Below are 18389 nucleotides of genomic sequence, written 5' to 3' on the forward strand. Positions count from 1 at the left end.
TTGACTTTACGATATAGGGTTTAAAGAGGAGGCAAGGTAGGTATATTTCTGTGCGATACCATATTATGTAAAGTCGATATAAATGAAAAAGGATTCCAGTCTTAGACTGAAATCCTTTCTTTTTCCGTGGTCCCACCAGGGCATGATCCTGGGACCCCCTGATTATGAGTCAGGTGCTCTAACCAACTGAGCTATAGGACCTGTTCTTTTCAGAACGAATATTTTGAAACTTTCTCGTGGGTTCCCTTTTCAGGGACCGCAAAAGTAATTCATTCAATTCAATTAACCAACAAGCTATTGACATTTTTATTTATGCAGGATACCTATAATAATAGGACTTCTTACTGTCACCATATAAATTTGCATTTTCTCATTCACCAGTATACACGATGAAAGGCATTAAACATATCATATTTGATCTGGGCGGGGTAATTATCAATCTGGATTACCAGCTGACCTACAAGGCATTTGAAGCGCTGGGTGTCAAGGAATTCACCAGTTTATATAATCAATTCTCGCTGAACTCACTCTTTGATGACCTGGAAACGGGTAAAGTTGAACCGACAGTTTTTCTGGACGAAATGCAAAAGCATACAGCTCCCGGCACTGCACATCAGCAGATAATTGACGCCTGGAACGCTATGTTGCTGGATTTCCCTTTACGCAGACTACAAATCCTGCAGCAGTTAAGGCAGCATTATGGGCTATACCTGTTGAGTAATACGAACGAGATACACATGCAGGCTTTTAATAAAATATTGGAAGAGAGCAGAGGGATACCTTCGCTGGCGGCGTTTTTTGACAAGGCATATTATTCGCACCAGATGGGGTTACGTAAACCTTTTAAGGAATCGTTTCAACTTGTGCTGGATGAGAATGGCCTTGATCCGGCTGAGACCTTGTTTATAGATGACACACTTCCGAATATTGAAGGCGCGAAGGTGGTTGGCCTGCAAACAATTCATTTACTGCCACCAAAGACGATGGCAGATATTTTCAAATAACGGTCAGGATTACTTGATCTCTTCAAAATCCAGGTAATCTCCTTTGTCAGCTTTAGGGGCAGTAGCGCGCTGTTGCTGTTGCTGCTGCGCCTGAGCAGCTTGTCTTTGTGCCTGTTCCTGTTGTTGGTACTGACGGCGAAGATGCTCCTGAATATCTCCCATCTGTCTGCGTACGTGTTTTGTGGACTGATACACAGGTACGATAAAATCGAATACCAGTTTATACAGTAACCAGAACACAAAGGCTAAAAATGCATATTTCAGTATCATAAGGTCAAATTTAGCAGTTAATCTGTTTTCAGGGCGGAAAAAAGAGGGGGTTTAAGTTTTCTTTAACAGCCCTGAAAACAGCTAAAAGTTTATAGGCCAAGGAGTGCCGCACTTTCCAATGCTGCTTTCTTGTTGTGCTCCCATGCCAATTTACGGTGATTGATTGCGTCTACAATAGTACCCACCACACACAGGCCACCTGTCAGGAAGTAAAGTATACCGAATCCGATCTGGTTCAGGATAAAACGGTGAATACCGGCGGCACCTACCAGTCCGATGAGGCAGCAGATCAATATAAGAGAAGGTTCCTTGCGACGTCCCTGATAGATGGCCAAAAAGCGCTGGCGATTTTCAGAAGAATAGTTTCTGGTCAGTTCCTGTAGCCATAAGAGCTCTTCCTGCTCAATGCCGGGAAGGGAAGAAAATGCATAGTCGTTCATGTATAGTGGTTTTTAAGTTCCGCAAAAGACTGCCATTGTAATCTGCCCAGTTGAAAGATCCGATATATCAGCATCGCCAATGCAAAGGGCCCAAGAAAGTGACTTCGCAAAGCCGCATTCCATTCTCCATGCAGCAGAAAACTAATTGAGTGACCGAGACCACAACCTGGGCACCACGGGATACCTATCCGTCTGTACACACAAAATCCGGGACCATTATTATTGTGGGGGTCCATTAAATAAAGGAGTATCAGCGCTGTTGGCCAAACGAGTAACTCGAAATTAAGGCGTTGTATGTATGCTTTAATTTGCATGCCTGGGAGGGGCAACAGTTATTAAATGTTTTTTAAATCTATGCGGACAGGGAGTTTTCTCTTATTAATTTATTCCCTACAAGTTAAAGAAAATGTTCTTGGATCAAAATAAAATCCTAAATTTGCATAGGAAAATGATACTAACGAAGGGGACTGAGCGGTCCCCTTCTCGTTTTTTTATGGCAAACGAACAAGTGATAACAACGATCCGGGACATGGCTGCAGAGATGCTGTCACCCTATCCGGAATACTTCGTAGTAGATGTGCGGATAAAACCCACGAATAACATAAAACTCTTTGTAGATGGGGACAATGGCGTACCGGTTGATAAGCTGGTAGCCTTCAACCGAAACCTTTACAGCAGGTTGGAAGAAGCCACTTTGTTTCCGGATAACGATTTTTCCCTGGAAGTATCTTCACCCGGACTGGACGAACCGCTGAAACTTCTCCGTCAATACGTAAAGAATATTGGTCGCAAGGTAACTGTTACTTTATTGGATAATTCCGAGAAAGAAGGTACGCTGCTATCTGTGACGGAAGAGATTGTGACAATTGAAGAACAGGTGGGGAAGAAGAAAGAGAAAAAAACAACAGAGATAAATTTAAATGAAATCAAGCACACAAAGGTGTGCATCGTGTTTTAAAATATATAATATAACCGAAACATGGCTAGTATTAACCTGATTGAGTCATTCACGGAGTTTAAAGAGGCGGAAAACATTGACCGCCCGACGTTGATGAAAGTGTTGGAAGATGTGTTCAAAACTCTTCTCCGTAAAAAGTATGGCTCTGATGAGAACTTTGACGTGATTGTAAATACTGAGAAGGGTGACCTGGAAATTTTACGCCGCCGTACCATTGTTACAGATGGAGAGGTAGAAGATGATAATGCCCAGATCGCTTATTCAGAAGCCATTTTAGTTGAACCAGACTATCAGGTAGGTGAAGATCTGTACGAGGAAGTAGAGATCCTGGATTTTGGCCGCAGGGCTATCCTGGCTGCAAAACAGACTCTTTCTGCACGTATCGGAGACCTTAAAAAGAATATACTTGTCAAGAAATATGCTGATCGTGTTGGTGAAATTGTAACCGGTGAAGTGTATCAGGTATGGAAAAAAGAAGTTTTATTGCTTGATGATGAAAGGAATGAGTTAATTTTACCTAAATCTGAACAAATTCCTACCGATTATTTCAAGAAAGGTGAAAATGTAAGGGCAGTAGTTAAAAAAGTGGAGATGAAGAACAATGCTCCGCTCATCATACTTTCCCGCACCCATCCTACCTTCCTCGCTAAATTGCTGGAAATTGAAGTTCCGGAGATCTTTGACGGCCTTATTGTAATTAAGAAAATCGTACGCGAACCAGGAGAAAGAGCTAAAGTAGCTGTGGAGTCCTATGACGACCGCATCGACCCTGTAGGTGCCTGCGTGGGTATGAAAGGTAGTCGTATTCACGGCATAGTACGTGAATTGCGTAACGAGAACATTGATATCATTAACTATACCGCTAATATTCAGCTGCTTATCCAGCGTGCGCTCACGCCGGCAAGAATCAGCCGTATGGAGGTAGATAATGAGAACAAATATGCTTCTGTTTTCCTCAAGGCAGATCAGGTGTCTCTGGCGATCGGTAAAAAAGGCGTCAATATAAAACTGGCCTGTGAATTGACGGGTTATGAGATTGATGTCTTCCGTGACGAGGAACAGGAACAGGCCGAATATGACATTGACCTGGCAGAATTCTCTGACGAGATTGAAGAATGGGTACTGGATGAACTCAAACGTATTGGTTGTGACACTGCCCGCAGTGTACTCGATCTGACAGTAGAGGAACTGGTACGCCGCTCAGACCTTGAAGAGGAAACAGTAAAAGACATAAGAAGAATACTACAGGAAGAATTTGATAAAGAGTAGGTTCGCACCACTAACTTCCCCGGGATGTGGGCTTGCTCGCCAGAAAGTATTTTTTAGTTATTGTTAATTGTTAAAAAGGAGTCCCGTTAGCCAACGGGAAAAATGGGGAGGCCCGAGATTACAATATGCCTGAAGTAACAAACAACACGCCACGATTGCTGGCTGCAGCCAAGGAGTTCAATATTGGTAAGGAAACGTTGATCGACTTTCTTGCTAATAAGGGCTATGATATGGGCGGCTTTGGCTCGCCTAACGCGCGCCTGACGTCTCAGATGTATGCAGCTTTGCAGTCTGAATTCCAGCAGGACAAGGCTAATAAACGCAAAAGCGATCAGATAGCCCTGCCTAAAGGAAGCGTGTTAGATGCAATGAAGAAGAAAGAGAAAGAAGAAGCAGAGGCAGCAGCCAAAAAGAAAGAAGCAGCTCCTAAAGAGGAACCCACTCCCGCGGTTGCAGTTGAAGCACCCAAACCCGAACCAAAACCAGAACCGAAGCCGGAACCAAAGGCCGAGCCGAAGCCCGAACCAAAACCGGAGCCAAAGCCTGAACCTAAACCCGAGCCGGTACCGGTCGCGGAAGTCAAACCACCTGTTACTAAAACAGAAGAAGCGCCGAAAGAGCCTGTCGCAGCACCTCAGCAACCTGTTGCCGAGAAAACGCCGCCTGTACAGCCGCAAAAACCGGAGCCTCAGGAAGTTATAAAAACAGACAGTCCAAGGATCAATGGCCCGAAAGTCGTGGCTACCATCGACCTGGATGCACTGAACAGACCAAAGAAACCACCTGTTCCTCCGGTAACCAAACCAGAACAGGAAGAGAGACCGGCTGCTGTAAGGCAACCGGAACCTCCAACCAGTGAGAAAGCGCCGGTAAAAGAACCAGCGCCGCAACCACCGGTACAACCGCAACAACCCGTTGCACAACAACAAGCTTCGGTAGAGCCAGCAAAACCTGCTGCACAACCGGAAGTGAAACCAGTGCAACCCGTTCAGCCAGTACAAAAAGTAGAATCACCAGTACAACAAGAAAAAACAACTGCACCCGCTGCTGAAAAACCTGCTGTCCCCGCTGTAGAACAGAAACAAGCGCCGGCAGCCGAAAAACCGGCAGCTGCTCAGGAAAAAACAAAAGAACCGGCGGAAGTGAAGCAACCAATCACACAAAAACCGGCCGCACAGCATATGGACGAAGTTGCAGCAGCAGATATTGCATCAGCACCAGCATCAGAGCAGGACGATAACGGAAGCACTGCCGTTATCGAAAACATTCAGGCAGAAAAACTCACCGGTCCGAAAGTGATCGGTAAAATTGAACTGCCTGTTCACTCAGAAAGACGTGACAATAAGGGTAACAACAATTTCAACCGCGGTGGCAATAATAATAACAATAATGCCGACAACAACCGTAAGCGGAAACGCATCATAGTTGAAAAGAAACCTGAACCTGTTCAACCAGGCGATCTTTCTAAAGGAGGTAATACAGAAAACCGTAATTCCGGTAACCGCGATTTCAACAGAGATAATAGAAATTCAGGCAACCGCGATAATCGCGATAATAATAACAGGCCAGGCGGCGGTCAGAACAGACCTCACGCAGCGCCAAACCGCGATGGCCGTCCAGGTGGACCTGGTGGTCAGCACGGTGGCGGTGGCAACAGACCAGGCGGTGGCCAGCATGGTGGTAACAGACCAGGTGGTCCGGGCCAACATGGTGGTAACAGACCAGGTGGTGGTCAACACGGAGGCAACAGACCAGGCGGTAACTTTGGTAACCGTCCGGGTGGCCAGCATGGCAGCTTCGGTAACCGTGATAATAACAGACGTCCGGAAGATAAGGAGATCGACAAAAACGAAATCCAGAACAAGATCAAGGAAACCATGGCCAAAATGGGTGGTGGTAACCGCGGTAAAAACGTCAAAGCAAAACAACGCCGTGAGAAACGCCACGAGCTCGCTGAGCAACTGGCCAACAAAGGCGCTGAAAATAATAAACTCCAGGTCACTGAGTTCGTTTCCGTTAGTGAACTCGCTAACCTGATGGATGTAAGCTTCGCCGAAGTAATCTCAAAATGTATGGGACTCGGTATCATGGTGTCTATCAACCAGCGTCTGGACGCAGAGGTAATAGAGCTGGTAGCCGGCGAGTTCGGTTACGAAGTGGAGTTCATCGGTGTGGATGACGCAGAAGACATGGAGGAAGAAGAAGTAACAGATAACGAGGAAGATCTGGTTCCAAGAGCACCTATTGTGACTATCATGGGTCACGTAGACCACGGTAAGACCTCCTTGCTTGACTATATCCGTAACGCCAATGTGGTGTCCGGTGAAGCGGGTGGTATCACCCAGCACATCGGTGCTTACCAGGTGGTAACATCCTCCGGTAAGAAACTGACCTTCCTGGATACACCGGGTCACGAAGCGTTTACCGCGATGCGTGCCCGTGGTGCTAAAGTAGCGGATATCGCAATCATCGTTATCGCAGCAGATGATGCCATCATGCCACAGACGCGTGAAGCGATCTCCCACTCACAGGCCGCAGGTCTGCCAATGGTATTCGCTATCAACAAGGTGGATAAAGACGGTGCTAATCCTGAAAAGATCAAAGAACAGCTGGCCGGTATGAACCTGCTGGTAGAAGACTGGGGTGGTAAATACCAGAGCCAGGAAATTTCTGCCAAGAGCGGTCTGAACATAGACGTCCTGCTGGAAAAAATACTCCTCGAAGCAGAGTTACTCGAACTGAAAGCCAATCCGAACAGAGAAGCTTCCGGTAGTGTAATCGAAGCATCCCTCGATAAAGGCCGCGGTTATGTGGCTACCCTGCTGGTACAAAGCGGTACCCTCCGCCAGGGTGATACAATTGCCTCCGGTTCTAACTTCGGTAAGATCAAGGCGATGTTCAACGAACGCGGACAGCGTGTTGAATCCGTAGGACCATCTTCACCTGTACAGGTGCTCGGTCTGAACGGTGCGCCGCAGGCTGGTGAGAAATTCCGTATGTACGAAAACGAATCCGAAGCTAAAGAAGTGGCTAACCGCCGTGCTCAGATCATCCGTGAACAAGGTATCCGTACCAAGAAACATATCACGCTGGATGAGATCGGACGCCGTCTTGCACTGGGTAACTTCAAACAGCTCAACCTCATCATCAAAGGTGACTTTGACGGTTCCGTAGAAGCATTGAGCGACTCCCTGCAGAAACTCTCTACCGAAGAAATCGTAGTAAGTGTGGTACACAAGGCAGTAGGTCAGATCACCGAATCTGATGTATTGCTGGCTACAGCTTCCGATGCGATCATCGTAGGTTTCCAGGTACGTCCTTCTTCTCAGGCTTCCAAACTGGCAGAGAAAGAAAACATCGAGATCCGTACTTACTCTATCATCTACGACGCTATCGACGAACTCAAGAGCGCGATGGAAGGGATGCTGGAACCAAAAATCGAGAAGAAAGTGGTGGCCAACGTGGAAATCCGCGAAACTTACCGCTTCGACAAGGTTACCGTTGCAGGTTGCTTCGTCCTCGATGGAAAGATCACCAGAAACACCCGTGTCAACCTGGTACGCGATGGTATCGTAATCTACACCGGCGAACTGCAATCCCTGAAACGTTACAAAGACGACGTGAAGGAAGTAGCGAGCAACATGGAGTGTGGTCTGAGTATCAAGAACTACAGCGACCTGAAAGTGGGCGATATCGTAGAAGGCTTCGAAGAAGTAGAAGTAAAGAGAACTTTATAATATCAGTATAAACTTTTGTTAAAAAGATAAGCCGCTACCATGCGGCTTATTTTTTATTGGCTATTTTTGAAATTCACTGCACTTGTTAACATGAATAGAATTTTTGCACTTTCTGCGGGTACATTACTACTCTGTCAGGTAGCCGTTGCCCAACAGAAAATGGTAGCCGACAAGATTGCGGCTATAGTGGGGGATAAGATCATTCTCAGATCTGACATTGAAGGAGAAATGGTAAATCTATCGCGTAATAACGCGGATGGTTCCCTGCCTCCCAATGCGCCGTGTATGATCATGGAACAGATCATTTCTCAGAAAGTAATGGTCATGCAGGCAGAACGAGACAGTTTGCCGGTAAGTGAATCTGATGTAGACGGACAGATCGAGAATCGTATCCGCTACTTCCAGGATGTTTACGGCAGTCCTGAGAAAATGAAAGAAGTAACTGGTTATTCTATTTATCAGCTGAAAGAACGCTTCCGTCAGCCAATCAGAGAAGGTCTGCTGGCTAAAGCGATGCAGGATAAAATTACCAGCTCCGTTAAAGTAACGCCTTCCGAGGTTAAAAAATATTTTGACGCCATCCCGAAAGACAGTCTTCAGTACTACGAATCAGAACTGGAAATCGGTCAGATCGTGATCCAGCCGAAAGCCACCAAGGAAATGGACCAGTATGCCATTGACCGCCTGCTGGAATTCAAAAAACAGGTGCAGGAAAAAACCAGTGATTTCGGTCGTCTGGCGATCCTCTACTCAGAAGATCCGGGTGCAAAAGAAAATAAAGGGGTGTACATCCTTAACCGTAACGACAAACAGTGGGATGCAGACTTTCTGGCCGCATCTTTCCGTCTGAAAGAGAATGAAATATCTTCTCCGATCAAAAGTCAGTTCGGTTACCACCTCATTCAATGTATCAAACGTCAGGGCGATAATATCACCGTTCAGCATATTCTGCTCAAGCCAAACGTTACCCGTAGTGATCTGGCCGAAGCAACCAAACTGCTGGACAGCGTTCGCACCGTTATCCTCAATGGAAAAATGACCTTCTCTGAAGCTGTAGTAAAATATAGTACTTTGCAAACAGCGAAATTCGACGGTGGTATGCTCCAGAACAGAATGAATGGTACTTCCTATATCACTATCGATCAACTGGATGAACCTTCAGAAAGAGACATCGTACTGTTACTCGATACCCTGAAACCAGGTGGCATTTCTAAACCAATGCCTTTTGTGGATGATCAGCCTAACGGCCGCAATGGTGTACGTCTGGTTTATCTGAAAACGCGTACCCAACCACACCGTGAGAATATGAACGATGATTACGCCCGTATCCAGCAACGCACGCTTCAGCTGAAACAGCAGGATGCCCGCGATAAATGGCTGAGGGAAAAAATCCCGACATATTATATCCATGTTGATGATGAGTTCAGAAACTGTACACACATCAGTCAGTGGATGGGAGGTATAGCAAAACAATAACACATATAATTGAATAGGAATCCCCGGTATATAACAATACTGGGGATTCTTATTTTCAGTGATCTCTGCATTTATCATTGGGCGTTGGGCGTTCCGGTTTTTACCCGTAACTTTGCGCCTTCAATTCTAATAGGGATGAGTGATGCCATAAAACATGAATGCGGGTTAGCATTTATTAGACTCAGGAAGCCGTTTTCTTATTATCAACAACAATACGGATCGGTTTTCTACGGGCTAAACAAGTTGTACCTCCTGATGGAGAAACAGCATAACCGCGGACAGGACGGAGCAGGTATAGCCACAGTGAAGTTAAACACAGAACCTGGAGTACCTTTCATGCATCGCCTGCGAAGCAGTGCCCCGCAAGCAATAGGAGATATCTTTGCCAAGGTCAGAGACGAAATCGACGAAATCGAGAAGTACCAGCCGGAAATCACCAAATACCCGGGCCTCATGAAAGGCCACATACGTTTCCTGGGAGAACTCTTAATGGGCCACCTCCGCTACGCCACCCAGGGTAAAAACAACGTAGAACTCTGTCACCCCTTCGTACGTCATAATACCATTCCAGCACGCAACCTTGCACTTGCAGGTAACTTTAACCTCGTAAACGTGGATGAACTGTTTAAGTTCGCTAACGTTACGCCGGGTGAAACGCACCGTAACAGTGATCTTGCCGCTATGCTGGAGGTGATTCATCATTTTCTGAGTCAGGAAGATGAAGAAAAGCGTAACGGACTGGATGTGAAGAGTATTCTTCAGAAAGCATTTTCAATGTTTGATGGAGGGTATCACGTTTGTGGGTTAATTGGTAGTGGTGATGCGTTCGTTATGCGTGACGCACACGGTATACGTCCTTCTTACTACTATGTAAACGAAGACGTGATTGTTGCAGCTTCTGAACGCGCAGCTATCCGTACAGCTTTCAATGTAGGAGAAAATGAAGTGATGGAACTGATGCCAGGTAACGCCCTTATCGTAAAGGAAAACGGTGAATACAGCATCGAACAGATCCTGCAGCCAAAAGAACGTAAGGCTTGTAGCTTCGAACGTATCTATTTCTCCCGTGGTAACGACGAAAAAATCTATAAAGAACGTACCGCTTTAGGTTACAACCTCTCTGAAACAGTGCTGAAAAGCATTGATAATGACCTACGTAATACCATCTTCTCTTTCATTCCAAACACAGCAGAAATTGCCTTCTATGGTATGCTGAAAGGTCTGGAAGACTATCTCAATAAAATCAAGGTAGAGCGTATCACATCATGGGGTAAAGACTTCGATGAGGAGAAACTGACGGAAATGATCAACCGCAGAATCCGTATCGACAAGATCGCTATTAAAGATGTTAAAATGCGCACCTTCATTACTGCCGATACAGGCCGTAATGAAATGGTACAGCACGTATACGATATTACTTATGGTACCGTACGCCCGGGTATTGATACTCTTGTCGTAATCGACGACTCTATCGTACGTGGTACCACACTGCGTGAAAGCATTATCAGAATGCTGGACCGTCTTGGTCCTAAACGTATTATTGTTGTTTCTTCTGCACCACAGATCCGTTATCCGGATTGCTATGGTATCGACATGAGTAAAATCGGTGATTTCGTTGCCTTTAAAGCGGCTATCGAACTCCTGAAGGACCATGGTAAGGAGCATATCCTGCAGGAAGCTTATGGCCTTTGTATGGAGCTGCAACGTACCAATACCCTGCATGCTCAGAACGTGGTAAGAAACATCTATAAACCATTTACTACAGAAGAGATCTCTGCGAAAATCGCTGAAATCATCACTCCAAGTGGTATTGGTGCTAAGGTAGATGTGATTTACCAGTCAATTGACGGTCTGCACCAGGCTTGTCCTAACAACCTGGGAGACTGGTACTTTACCGGTAACTTCCCTACACCCGGTGGTAACCGCGTAGTGAACAAAGCTTTCATGAACTACATGGAAGGCAAAAACGAAAGAGGATACTAATCACACAAATAAAAAGGCCTGTTTTAAACAGGCCTTTTTCATATATCTCCATTATTAAATTTCCTTTAAATCCACTCCAACCGGGCTTGTTGAGCCCCCTGCACCACACTTACTTTCAGTAAAATCCGTAAATTAGGTAACAGTAATTGCTAATACTAACTCAAACCTCACACAGTAGATCCTCTGCTGCATAATAACATTGTTGTTATGAAAACATTATTACTAATCCGTCATGCCAAGTCGAGTTGGAATGACCCCGACGTAGACGACTTCGACAGGCCATTGAACAAACGTGGTAAACAGAATGCTCCTGAAATGGCTAACAGACTTGCCACAAGAGGTATCATGCCCGAACTGCTGATTGCGAGTCCGGCAAAACGGACCAAAACGACTGCAAGAATGATGGCCAAGGAATGGCATTATGACAAAGACGCCATTATGTTTGAAGATGAGCTGTACCTCTGTTACGCCTCCACCTTTCTAAAGGTCATTACCAAAGTAGACGATGATATCGACACTGTAGCCATCTTTGCCCATAACCCAGGCATTACAGATTTCGCAAACTATTTAACCCAGGAAATCAGGATCGATAATATCCCTACTTCAGGTATTTTCGCTGTTCAGGCCAATACAGACTCCTGGAAAGACTTTGACAGTGCACGAAAGTCATTCCTGTTTTTTGACTATCCCAAACAGGAGGTTGTCTGAAACTAATCTTTGGCGATCTTATTATAGGAAACTGTAATCCCCTTGATCAGTGAAGAGCTGAAACCCTGATGTTCCATTTCATTAAGGCCGGCAATTGTGCAGCCTTTTGGAGTGGTTACCTTATCTATTTCCTCTTCCGGATGACGATTCTCTTTAATCAATAGTTGCGCAGCGCCTTTTACCGTCTGTGCAGCTATCAGGTTAGCTGTACGTGCATCAAAGCCGATCTCAATACCACCCTGTATGCTGGCTCTGATAAAGCGCAATGCATAGGCAATACCACAGGCACCTAATACAGTCGCCGCATCCATCAATTTTTCATCGATCATTACGGCAACGCCCAACTGATCGAACATATCCTTCACATACACGGCCTGTTCTGCAGACGCATTCTTGTGACAAATACAGGTCATAGACTCCTGTATCGCGATTGCCGTATTCGGCATAGCACGCACCACCGGCATACCGGCTCCCGCAATCTCTTCCAGATCTGCGATGGAAATACCAGTAATAACACTGATCAATATCTGTCTGGACGGGTCAAATGCACCTTTCACCTGCGCAAGGACTTCCCTGACATTGTATGGCTTCAACGCTACCACGATAATTTCGGCATTGCGGATCGCGGTTTCATTATCTGAAATTGTTTGTACTCCTAACGACTGTAAGTCGCTTAAAGAAGAAAGATTACGTTTTGTTACGGTCAGGTCCGCAGGCATTGAAAACCCGCTTTTTAACAATCCCTGAGCTATCGCGCTACCCAGATTACCACCACCAATGATGGCTATTTTCTTGTTGGACATGTTCACTTATTACTTTAAATCCTTCGGAAGGTAGAACAAAAATTTGTTACTTCGCATCCCTAAATACACCGTGTAATGCCGAAAGTTTTTATTTGTGTGGTGTCATGCCTTATCCTATGCCTTTTTACTCAATCGTCCTTCGCAGCCAATCCTCCGAAAAAAGTAAAAGGAAAAGTAGTTCGCATTGTGGATGGTGATACGTTTGAACTGCTTGTAAACAAGACAACCTATAAGATACGTCTCAGCGCAATTGACGCACCTGAAAAAGGTCAGGACTTCTATCAAAAAAGCAAACAGGCGCTGTCTGATCTCTGCTTCAACAAAACAGTTACTGTAGAACTATTGCGGAAAGACAAATATCAACGCTGGATCGGGGATGTATACAGCGCCAATGGCCAGTACCTGAACGGCAGAATGATCTCAGACGGATATGCATGGCATTATACTGAATATTCCGAGAGTGCTCCATTAGCAGCAGCACAGGCAACTGCCAAACGTCAGAAGCTGGGATTGTGGTCTCAAAATAAACCGGTAGCACCATGGTTGTTCCGGGCTGAAAAACGGAATACAAAGCCACGTAAAGCAGCCTAAGCTGTTTTTGCTTAACTTGCCGTTTGCATCATCACTGCCTGCTGATGATTGATGCCCAGCCCATTAATATGTCAGTGAATAAGACCAATGCATCCCCGCATCACCTTACCGGTTATGCCTGTTATATGCGTCTGCTGGAAATTTCCGACAGACCTTCTCCCGTAGAGATCATCCGGCAACTAAGACAATTGCTGGAACAGCTATTCCGGCATCTTACGCGGGAAGAATCCCGCAGCTTCGGCAACCTGTTTGCCCGGATGCAGTTCTACTTTGATAAATACACGGTTCCCACCCATCTTGAGGAACAGTTAACTATACTTCGTATTCTCACATATAAAGCCATTAACAATCACCTGAGAACGGATGATGAACTGGCCCTGATATGCATCCGCACAATGGCAGATACAATCTGTCATTTTTTTGAAGAACCCATTCCTGAAATATTAGAGGGCTTATGTAGTACCGTGAAGGAGAAGACATTATCCTATGCACCACAACTTTCAGATGAGCTGGTGCCACAACTGAAATGTCTGATCACAGATGTGGGTATCCTTCAGAAAAAACCGGGGCATGCCCCTTATTTCATGTTGAGCTGTCGTAACGACGAAATTGGACAGTTTCAGCTGATGATCTCTGAAAGTGTGTATACTCATGCCACTTCCTTACACACGCAACTACGGACTTATGATACAATACACATTTTGTATTGTAGTAAGAGTGAAGCACCACAAGTCTATGAAGCCGTCAGTGTCACCCGCATCATCCTTGAGCCAGACCTCCTGATTGATATCAGTGATCTGGCGGAATGTTTTGGAAGACATGGCGCACATAAACTGCTTTACCTGGTGAGAAAGCTGGTACCACAGACGCCGGGTATTGCTGCATTCAAAGGAAACGTAGTCAATTCACTGCTGGACAATGTATTACGCAACCCGGAAATGGAGCTGCGACAATCCTTTGTTGAAGCCGTTGCCGATCACGTTTTACAGGCTGCCGCCTACGGCAGGGCAGAACTTAACAGCATGTTTGCTGACATCCGTAGCCTGCACTGGCCCAACCTTCTGCAATCTGCTGCCGAAATGCATAATCGCCCCGTCAGGATTGAACCAACCTTCTTTTCGGCTAACTATGGATTACAAGGACGATTGGATATTCTTGCAGAAGACGAAAACGATCCCCTGCGTAAAGAGATCTTCGAATTAAAAAGCGGACGTAGTCCGGAGTATGGGGCATGGAAGAATCACGAAATGCAGGTAGTCGGTTATAACCTCCTCCTGCAATCAGCCTTTGGAGACGAAAGACGAGGCAGTTCAGCCATTCTATACTCAGCCGCAGCAGATACGCCACTCCGTAATGTAAGCAGTAGCAGACAAGCAGAAAACGAACTGCTGGCGCTTAGAAACGAGATTGTCTCCCAGTTGCTCAGACTCGCTGCCGGAGAATATGATATTCTGGACAAAATCACAGAAGAAGCCGCAGAGGGCTTACCTGCGTTCAACGTTGTGCATTTCACTGCCTTCTATGATGTGTATCACAAGGCAAGTCCTTTACTACGGACTTATTACCAACAATTCCTGTCCTTTTTATTGAGGGAATATCTGCTGGCAAAATGCGGCATGTATTCCGCAGCTGAAAGGGAAGAAGATGCAGAGGGTTTCGCAGCCTTATGGCTGCTGCATGAACAGGAAAAGCTGGAACGTTTTAACATTATGCCCGGTCTGCAATTCCGGCATTTTGATACAGACAGCAGTACAGTAGTTTTCAATGTTGAGATTCCTGTTAATCATAATTTCCGTCCGGGAGATACCGCGATTATCTATCCCCGCTCAAGCGACGGACTCTTTCCCTTACGTCATCAGGTACTGAAGGGCAGGATAGATGACCTTGCGAAAGACACGCTTACATTCTCACTAAATAACCGGCAGATAGGTCACGATTTCTTTGCACAACAACAGTTATGGGCGATTGAGCACGATATATATGAATCGAATTACTGGATAGCAGCAACTGCTTTATTCCATGTGCTGGAGCCCCGCCTGCACGACAAAATGGAGCTACTACTGGGACGACGAGCACCAAAGACCAGACCACTGAGTATCCCGGTACCAAAGATGTTCAATGACAACCAGCAGGGTATCCTTCAGGCGGCATTGGATGCTGAGGACTATTATCTGATACAGGGTCCTCCCGGTACTGGTAAAACATCTGCCTTACTGACCGCATTAGTAGGTGTACTGGCCAATACAGAAACACAAACCATCGTAGTTGCTTTTACTAACAGAGCGGTGGAAGAGATCTGCCGGAAGCTAGATACCAAAGGTATTGCACACCTTCGTATGGGTAGTCGGCGATCCGCTACTGAAAATCGTTTGCGGCAGTATTGTATGGAAGGAGATATAGCCGGTGCTGCACAGTTCATACTGCAGCAACGCGTATTCGTAGGGACAGTGGCGACAATGGCTACCCGTCTCCACCTGTTACAGATGTTGGGGGTAAAAACAGATATTCTGATTGCAGACGAAGCCTCTCAGCTTACAGAACCGCAGCTGTTGGGATTACTGATGCCTTTCCGCAAATTTATTCTGATAGGCGATCAGAATCAGCTACCGCCAGTAGTGGCCCAGGATGATTTTTTCTGTCACACGACGCAATCGCTTTTAAATGCAGAAGGCATCAACGATCTGCGTTGTACCTTATTTGAGCGGCTGATCAGGCGTTGTAAAGACAACCACTGGCACTATGCCTGGGGCATGCTGAATACACACTTCCGCATGCACACAGATATTGCCTCTCTGATCAATCACTATTACGCAGGTCAGTTGTCGGCCGGCAGTGCGCAACAATCATTCCCCTATAATATGACGGAACACCCCGGTAATGAAAACTGGGCACAGATACTTTCAAAAGGGCGTACTTTGTTTATCCCCAGTCCACTGGAGCCTACGTCTAAAATGAACAGGACAGAGGCCAACAGGGTCGTATCGCTGTTACACTATCTGCGTAACCGGTATGGACATCGTTTCAGTAAAGAAACAGTCGGTGTTGTAACGCCTTGGCGCACACAGATCAGTCTTATCCGGGAGATGATCGGTAATGATGAACAGTTACAAGCCATCAATATTGACACGGCTGAACGGTTTCAGGGAGCAGAAAATGATATCATTATTATTTCGCTGGCGGTGTATCATCCTGTACAATTGGGACTATTACAGAATCTGGGAGTATTTCACTGGGAGCAGGATAGGGTAGAGGTAGACCGGAAACTGCTGGTTACATTATCAAGGGCAAGGCATCAGGTGATAATTATGGGATATGAACCTGTATTAAGAGCCAGCAGTCATTATGAAGGACTGCTGAATAGTATCACCAGTTGCGTATAAAGAAAAAGCCACCTGTCCAAAAACAGATGGCTGTATGTCAGACAACATCATATGATCATTCCTGGTAAATCAAGCATTAATCCAATGTTACATGGCTCCAGTTTTCTCCGCTTTTTATGCGGTAGAGCTGCATTTCGCTGATATCAAATTGTTCAGCGATCTGCTTCATTGTTTTTCTGCCGGGTTTAGCCAACAGACGTTTGATGCTTTTTACTTTGGTAATGTTCAGCTTAAGCCCTTTTACCCTGTTGCGCTGTTTTTCCTTATAGGCCAGCTTGGCAGGACTGAACTGCTGATGGGCTTCCATTTCCTCTTTGGTGGCCCATTGCAGATTAGTGGCTTTGTTGTTCTTCTTATCGTAATCCATGTGAATTACGAACTTGTAATTACGTCCCGGCTTCTTATTAAATAACTTTGCTACTTCCCGGTGCAGGTAAAGGGACTGATAACTGTCCGCCGGCTTTACGTTTAATACCGTATAGCCTTCTACCGTAGACCCGGACAACAACTTCCCGTCTACAATGTCTTCATAATAGCTGATCACTCTTCCCATGTTAGAGACTGCATACTTTTTACGCAGGGCAGATTTATTTTTAATCTGCAAGTCTTTCCAGACTTCATTTTTCAGATTTTTAATCGTGGCCATGTGAAAGAAATTTAATAGTTGAACCTGGGGTTTATCCGTAAACGTTACAATCTGCTACTTCATTCTTTGCTGGCAGTAGGCTCTGGTCAGTAAGGGGGGATGTCCTTTCAATAATATGATCTTTGTAATGCAATGCTATCGCGTCTAACACATCTTCTACAGCTGCCAATGTACTGCAAGTTACTAATTGTTGTCTGAATTCTTTGATATGAGGTAAACCCTTCAGGTAATTGGTATAGTGCCTTCTCATCTCCAGTATTCCCACTACGTCACCTTTCCACTGCACAGAATGCCGCAGGTGTTTTTTACAAACGTCCACCCGTTCAAGAACAGATGGCGGCGGTAAATGTTCACCTGTCTGCATAAAATGCTTTATTTCATTGAAGATCCATGGATACCCGATCGCAGCACGTCCGATCATCACACCATCAACCCCATATTTCTCGCGGGCAGCGATTGCCTGCTCTGGGGTACATATGTCCCCGTTACCGAATATAGGAATGTGGATACGCGGATTGTTCTTCACTTTTCCGATCAGTGTCCAGTCAGCATGGCCTTTATACATCTGAGTGCGGGTACGGCCATGAATGGTCAGGGCCTGAATACCTACATCCTGCAGACGCTCGGCAACTTCTTCAATGTTTTTGGTGTCGTCGTCCCAGCCAAGGCGGGTCTTTACTGTTACCGGCAGCTTCGTAGCTTTCACCACAGCCGCTGTCAGTTTCACCATTTTGGGAATATCTTTCAGGATACCGGAACCGGCCCCTTTACATACCACCTTTTTCACCGGACAACCGTAGTTGATGTCCAGCAGATCGGGGTTCGTAGCCTCCACTATCTGGGCGGCCATGGCCATAGGTTCTTCGTCTCCTCCGAATATCTGAATGCCCACAGGGCGCTCATAATCAAAGATGTCCAGCTTCCGCCGGCTTTTTATTGCATCACGTATAAGTCCCTCCGAAGAGATAAATTCCGTATACATCAGGTCCGCACCCTTCTCTTTACACACCGCACGAAATGGCGGGTCACTAACATCCTCCATAGGAGCAAGCAATAGCGGAAAATTGCCTAATGTTATATTTCCAATCTTTACCATTTTATCTATTGTGGGCTGACCTGCATCT

15 protein-coding genes and 1 tRNA gene are annotated in these 18389 nt (G+C 45.7%); 9 read left to right on the forward strand and 7 right to left on the reverse strand.

Going from position 1 to position 18389, the window contains the following annotated elements; genetic code table 11:
- Window positions 1-127 precede the first annotated feature (127 nt).
- Window positions 128-201, reverse strand: a tRNA-Ile gene (locus FEF09_RS00290).
- A 188-nt stretch (window positions 202-389) separates the two neighbouring features.
- On the opposite strand from FEF09_RS00290, the gene FEF09_RS00295 reads away from it, so the two are divergent.
- Complete coding sequence (locus tag FEF09_RS00295; RefSeq protein WP_146302781.1) at window positions 390-1004, forward strand: HAD family hydrolase; 615 nt, start codon at window positions 390-392, stop codon at window positions 1002-1004.
- A 9-nt stretch (window positions 1005-1013) separates the two neighbouring features.
- Here the strand turns inward: FEF09_RS00295 and FEF09_RS00300 are convergent, their stop codons facing one another.
- From FEF09_RS00300 to FEF09_RS34650, 3 genes are all read right to left on the reverse strand, one after another.
- A complete protein-coding gene (locus tag FEF09_RS00300) occupies window positions 1014-1274 on the reverse strand; it encodes a DUF4834 family protein (protein WP_012788322.1) in 261 nt (86 codons plus the stop codon).
- A gap of 89 nt (window positions 1275-1363) precedes the next feature.
- Complete coding sequence (locus tag FEF09_RS00305) at window positions 1364-1714, reverse strand: TM2 domain-containing protein (RefSeq protein WP_146302783.1); 351 nt, start codon at window positions 1712-1714, stop codon at window positions 1364-1366.
- Window positions 1711-2028: a DUF2752 domain-containing protein gene (locus tag FEF09_RS34650; RefSeq protein ID WP_146302785.1), complete on the reverse strand. Its 318-nt coding sequence runs from the start codon at window positions 2026-2028 to the stop codon at window positions 1711-1713. Before FEF09_RS34650 ends, FEF09_RS00305 begins: the two co-directional genes overlap by 4 nt.
- Before the next feature lie 179 nt (window positions 2029-2207).
- Between FEF09_RS34650 and rimP the strand changes: the two genes are divergently transcribed.
- From rimP to FEF09_RS00340, 6 genes are all read left to right on the forward strand, one after another.
- Complete coding sequence (gene rimP / locus FEF09_RS00315; protein WP_261387269.1) at window positions 2208-2672, forward strand: ribosome maturation factor RimP; 465 nt, start codon at window positions 2208-2210, stop codon at window positions 2670-2672.
- A 21-nt stretch (window positions 2673-2693) separates the two neighbouring features.
- Window positions 2694-3941, forward strand: a complete 1248-nt coding sequence (gene nusA / locus FEF09_RS00320) for a transcription termination factor NusA (protein ID WP_012788326.1) — start codon at window positions 2694-2696, stop codon at window positions 3939-3941.
- Between the two features lie 125 nt (window positions 3942-4066).
- Window positions 4067-7678: a translation initiation factor IF-2 gene (infB, locus tag FEF09_RS00325; RefSeq protein ID WP_146302789.1), complete on the forward strand. Its 3612-nt coding sequence runs from the start codon at window positions 4067-4069 to the stop codon at window positions 7676-7678.
- Window positions 7679-7768: 90 nt separating this feature from the next.
- Window positions 7769-9154, forward strand: a complete 1386-nt coding sequence (locus tag FEF09_RS00330; RefSeq protein WP_186774135.1) for a peptidylprolyl isomerase — start codon at window positions 7769-7771, stop codon at window positions 9152-9154.
- A gap of 255 nt (window positions 9155-9409) precedes the next feature.
- Window positions 9410-11137: an amidophosphoribosyltransferase gene (locus tag FEF09_RS00335; protein ID WP_261387270.1), complete on the forward strand. Its 1728-nt coding sequence runs from the start codon at window positions 9410-9412 to the stop codon at window positions 11135-11137.
- A 207-nt stretch (window positions 11138-11344) separates the two neighbouring features.
- Window positions 11345-11845, forward strand: coding sequence for a SixA phosphatase family protein (locus FEF09_RS00340; protein WP_146302795.1), 501 nt, complete (start codon window positions 11345-11347; stop codon window positions 11843-11845).
- A 2-nt stretch (window positions 11846-11847) separates the two neighbouring features.
- Here the strand turns inward: FEF09_RS00340 and proC are convergent, their stop codons facing one another.
- Window positions 11848-12648 (reverse strand): pyrroline-5-carboxylate reductase, encoded by an 801-nt coding sequence (gene proC / locus FEF09_RS00345; protein ID WP_146302797.1) that lies wholly within the window; start codon window positions 12646-12648, stop codon window positions 11848-11850.
- 75 nt (window positions 12649-12723) lie between these two features.
- Here proC and FEF09_RS00350 point away from each other — a divergent pair, with 75 nt between their 5' ends.
- Entirely contained in the window at window positions 12724-13239 is a 516-nt protein-coding gene (locus FEF09_RS00350) for a thermonuclease family protein (protein ID WP_146302799.1), read from the forward strand.
- Window positions 13240-13262: 23 nt separating this feature from the next.
- Window positions 13263-16619: a DEAD/DEAH box helicase gene (locus tag FEF09_RS00355; RefSeq protein ID WP_146302801.1), complete on the forward strand. Its 3357-nt coding sequence runs from the start codon at window positions 13263-13265 to the stop codon at window positions 16617-16619.
- A 76-nt stretch (window positions 16620-16695) separates the two neighbouring features.
- Here the strand turns inward: FEF09_RS00355 and FEF09_RS00360 are convergent, their stop codons facing one another.
- Together FEF09_RS00360 and dusB are read right to left on the reverse strand one after the other, a co-directional pair.
- Window positions 16696-17265: an NUMOD4 domain-containing protein gene (locus FEF09_RS00360; protein ID WP_146302803.1), complete on the reverse strand. Its 570-nt coding sequence runs from the start codon at window positions 17263-17265 to the stop codon at window positions 16696-16698.
- Window positions 17266-17296: 31 nt separating this feature from the next.
- The gene (gene dusB, locus FEF09_RS00365; protein ID WP_146302805.1) at window positions 17297-18361 is read right to left on the reverse strand and encodes a tRNA dihydrouridine synthase DusB; all 1065 of its coding nucleotides are present in this window, start codon (window positions 18359-18361) and stop codon (window positions 17297-17299) included.
- Window positions 18362-18389 lie beyond the last annotated feature (28 nt).

Origin of the sequence: Chitinophaga pinensis, from assembly GCF_007896845.1 — a bacterium.
GTDB lineage: Bacteria > Bacteroidota > Bacteroidia > Chitinophagales > Chitinophagaceae > Chitinophaga > Chitinophaga pinensis_C.

Bases quoted from the DNA above. Each gene is read 5' to 3' on its own strand.
- nusA (WP_012788326.1), top strand. From the start codon at position 2,694: ATGGCTAGTATTAACCTGATTGAGTCATTCACGGAGTTTAAAGAGGCG.
- rimP (WP_261387269.1), top strand. From the start codon at position 2,208: ATGGCAAACGAACAAGTGATAACAACGATCCGGGACATGGCTGCAGAG.
- proC (WP_146302797.1), bottom strand. From the start codon at position 12,648: ATGTCCAACAAGAAAATAGCCATCATTGGTGGTGGTAATCTGGGTAGC.
- FEF09_RS00330 (WP_186774135.1), top strand. From the start codon at position 7,769: ATGAATAGAATTTTTGCACTTTCTGCGGGTACATTACTACTCTGTCAG.
- FEF09_RS34650 (WP_146302785.1), bottom strand. From the start codon at position 2,028: ATGCAAATTAAAGCATACATACAACGCCTTAATTTCGAGTTACTCGTT.
- FEF09_RS00360 (WP_146302803.1), bottom strand. From the start codon at position 17,265: ATGGCCACGATTAAAAATCTGAAAAATGAAGTCTGGAAAGACTTGCAG.
- infB (WP_146302789.1), top strand. From the start codon at position 4,067: ATGCCTGAAGTAACAAACAACACGCCACGATTGCTGGCTGCAGCCAAG.
- FEF09_RS00335 (WP_261387270.1), top strand. From the start codon at position 9,410: ATGGAGAAACAGCATAACCGCGGACAGGACGGAGCAGGTATAGCCACA.
- FEF09_RS00305 (WP_146302783.1), bottom strand. From the start codon at position 1,714: ATGAACGACTATGCATTTTCTTCCCTTCCCGGCATTGAGCAGGAAGAG.
- dusB (WP_146302805.1), bottom strand. From the start codon at position 18,361: ATGGTAAAGATTGGAAATATAACATTAGGCAATTTTCCGCTATTGCTT.
- FEF09_RS00340 (WP_146302795.1), top strand. From the start codon at position 11,345: ATGAAAACATTATTACTAATCCGTCATGCCAAGTCGAGTTGGAATGAC.
- FEF09_RS00300 (WP_012788322.1), bottom strand. From the start codon at position 1,274: ATGATACTGAAATATGCATTTTTAGCCTTTGTGTTCTGGTTACTGTAT.
- FEF09_RS00350 (WP_146302799.1), top strand. From the start codon at position 12,724: ATGCCGAAAGTTTTTATTTGTGTGGTGTCATGCCTTATCCTATGCCTT.
- FEF09_RS00295 (WP_146302781.1), top strand. From the start codon at position 390: ATGAAAGGCATTAAACATATCATATTTGATCTGGGCGGGGTAATTATC.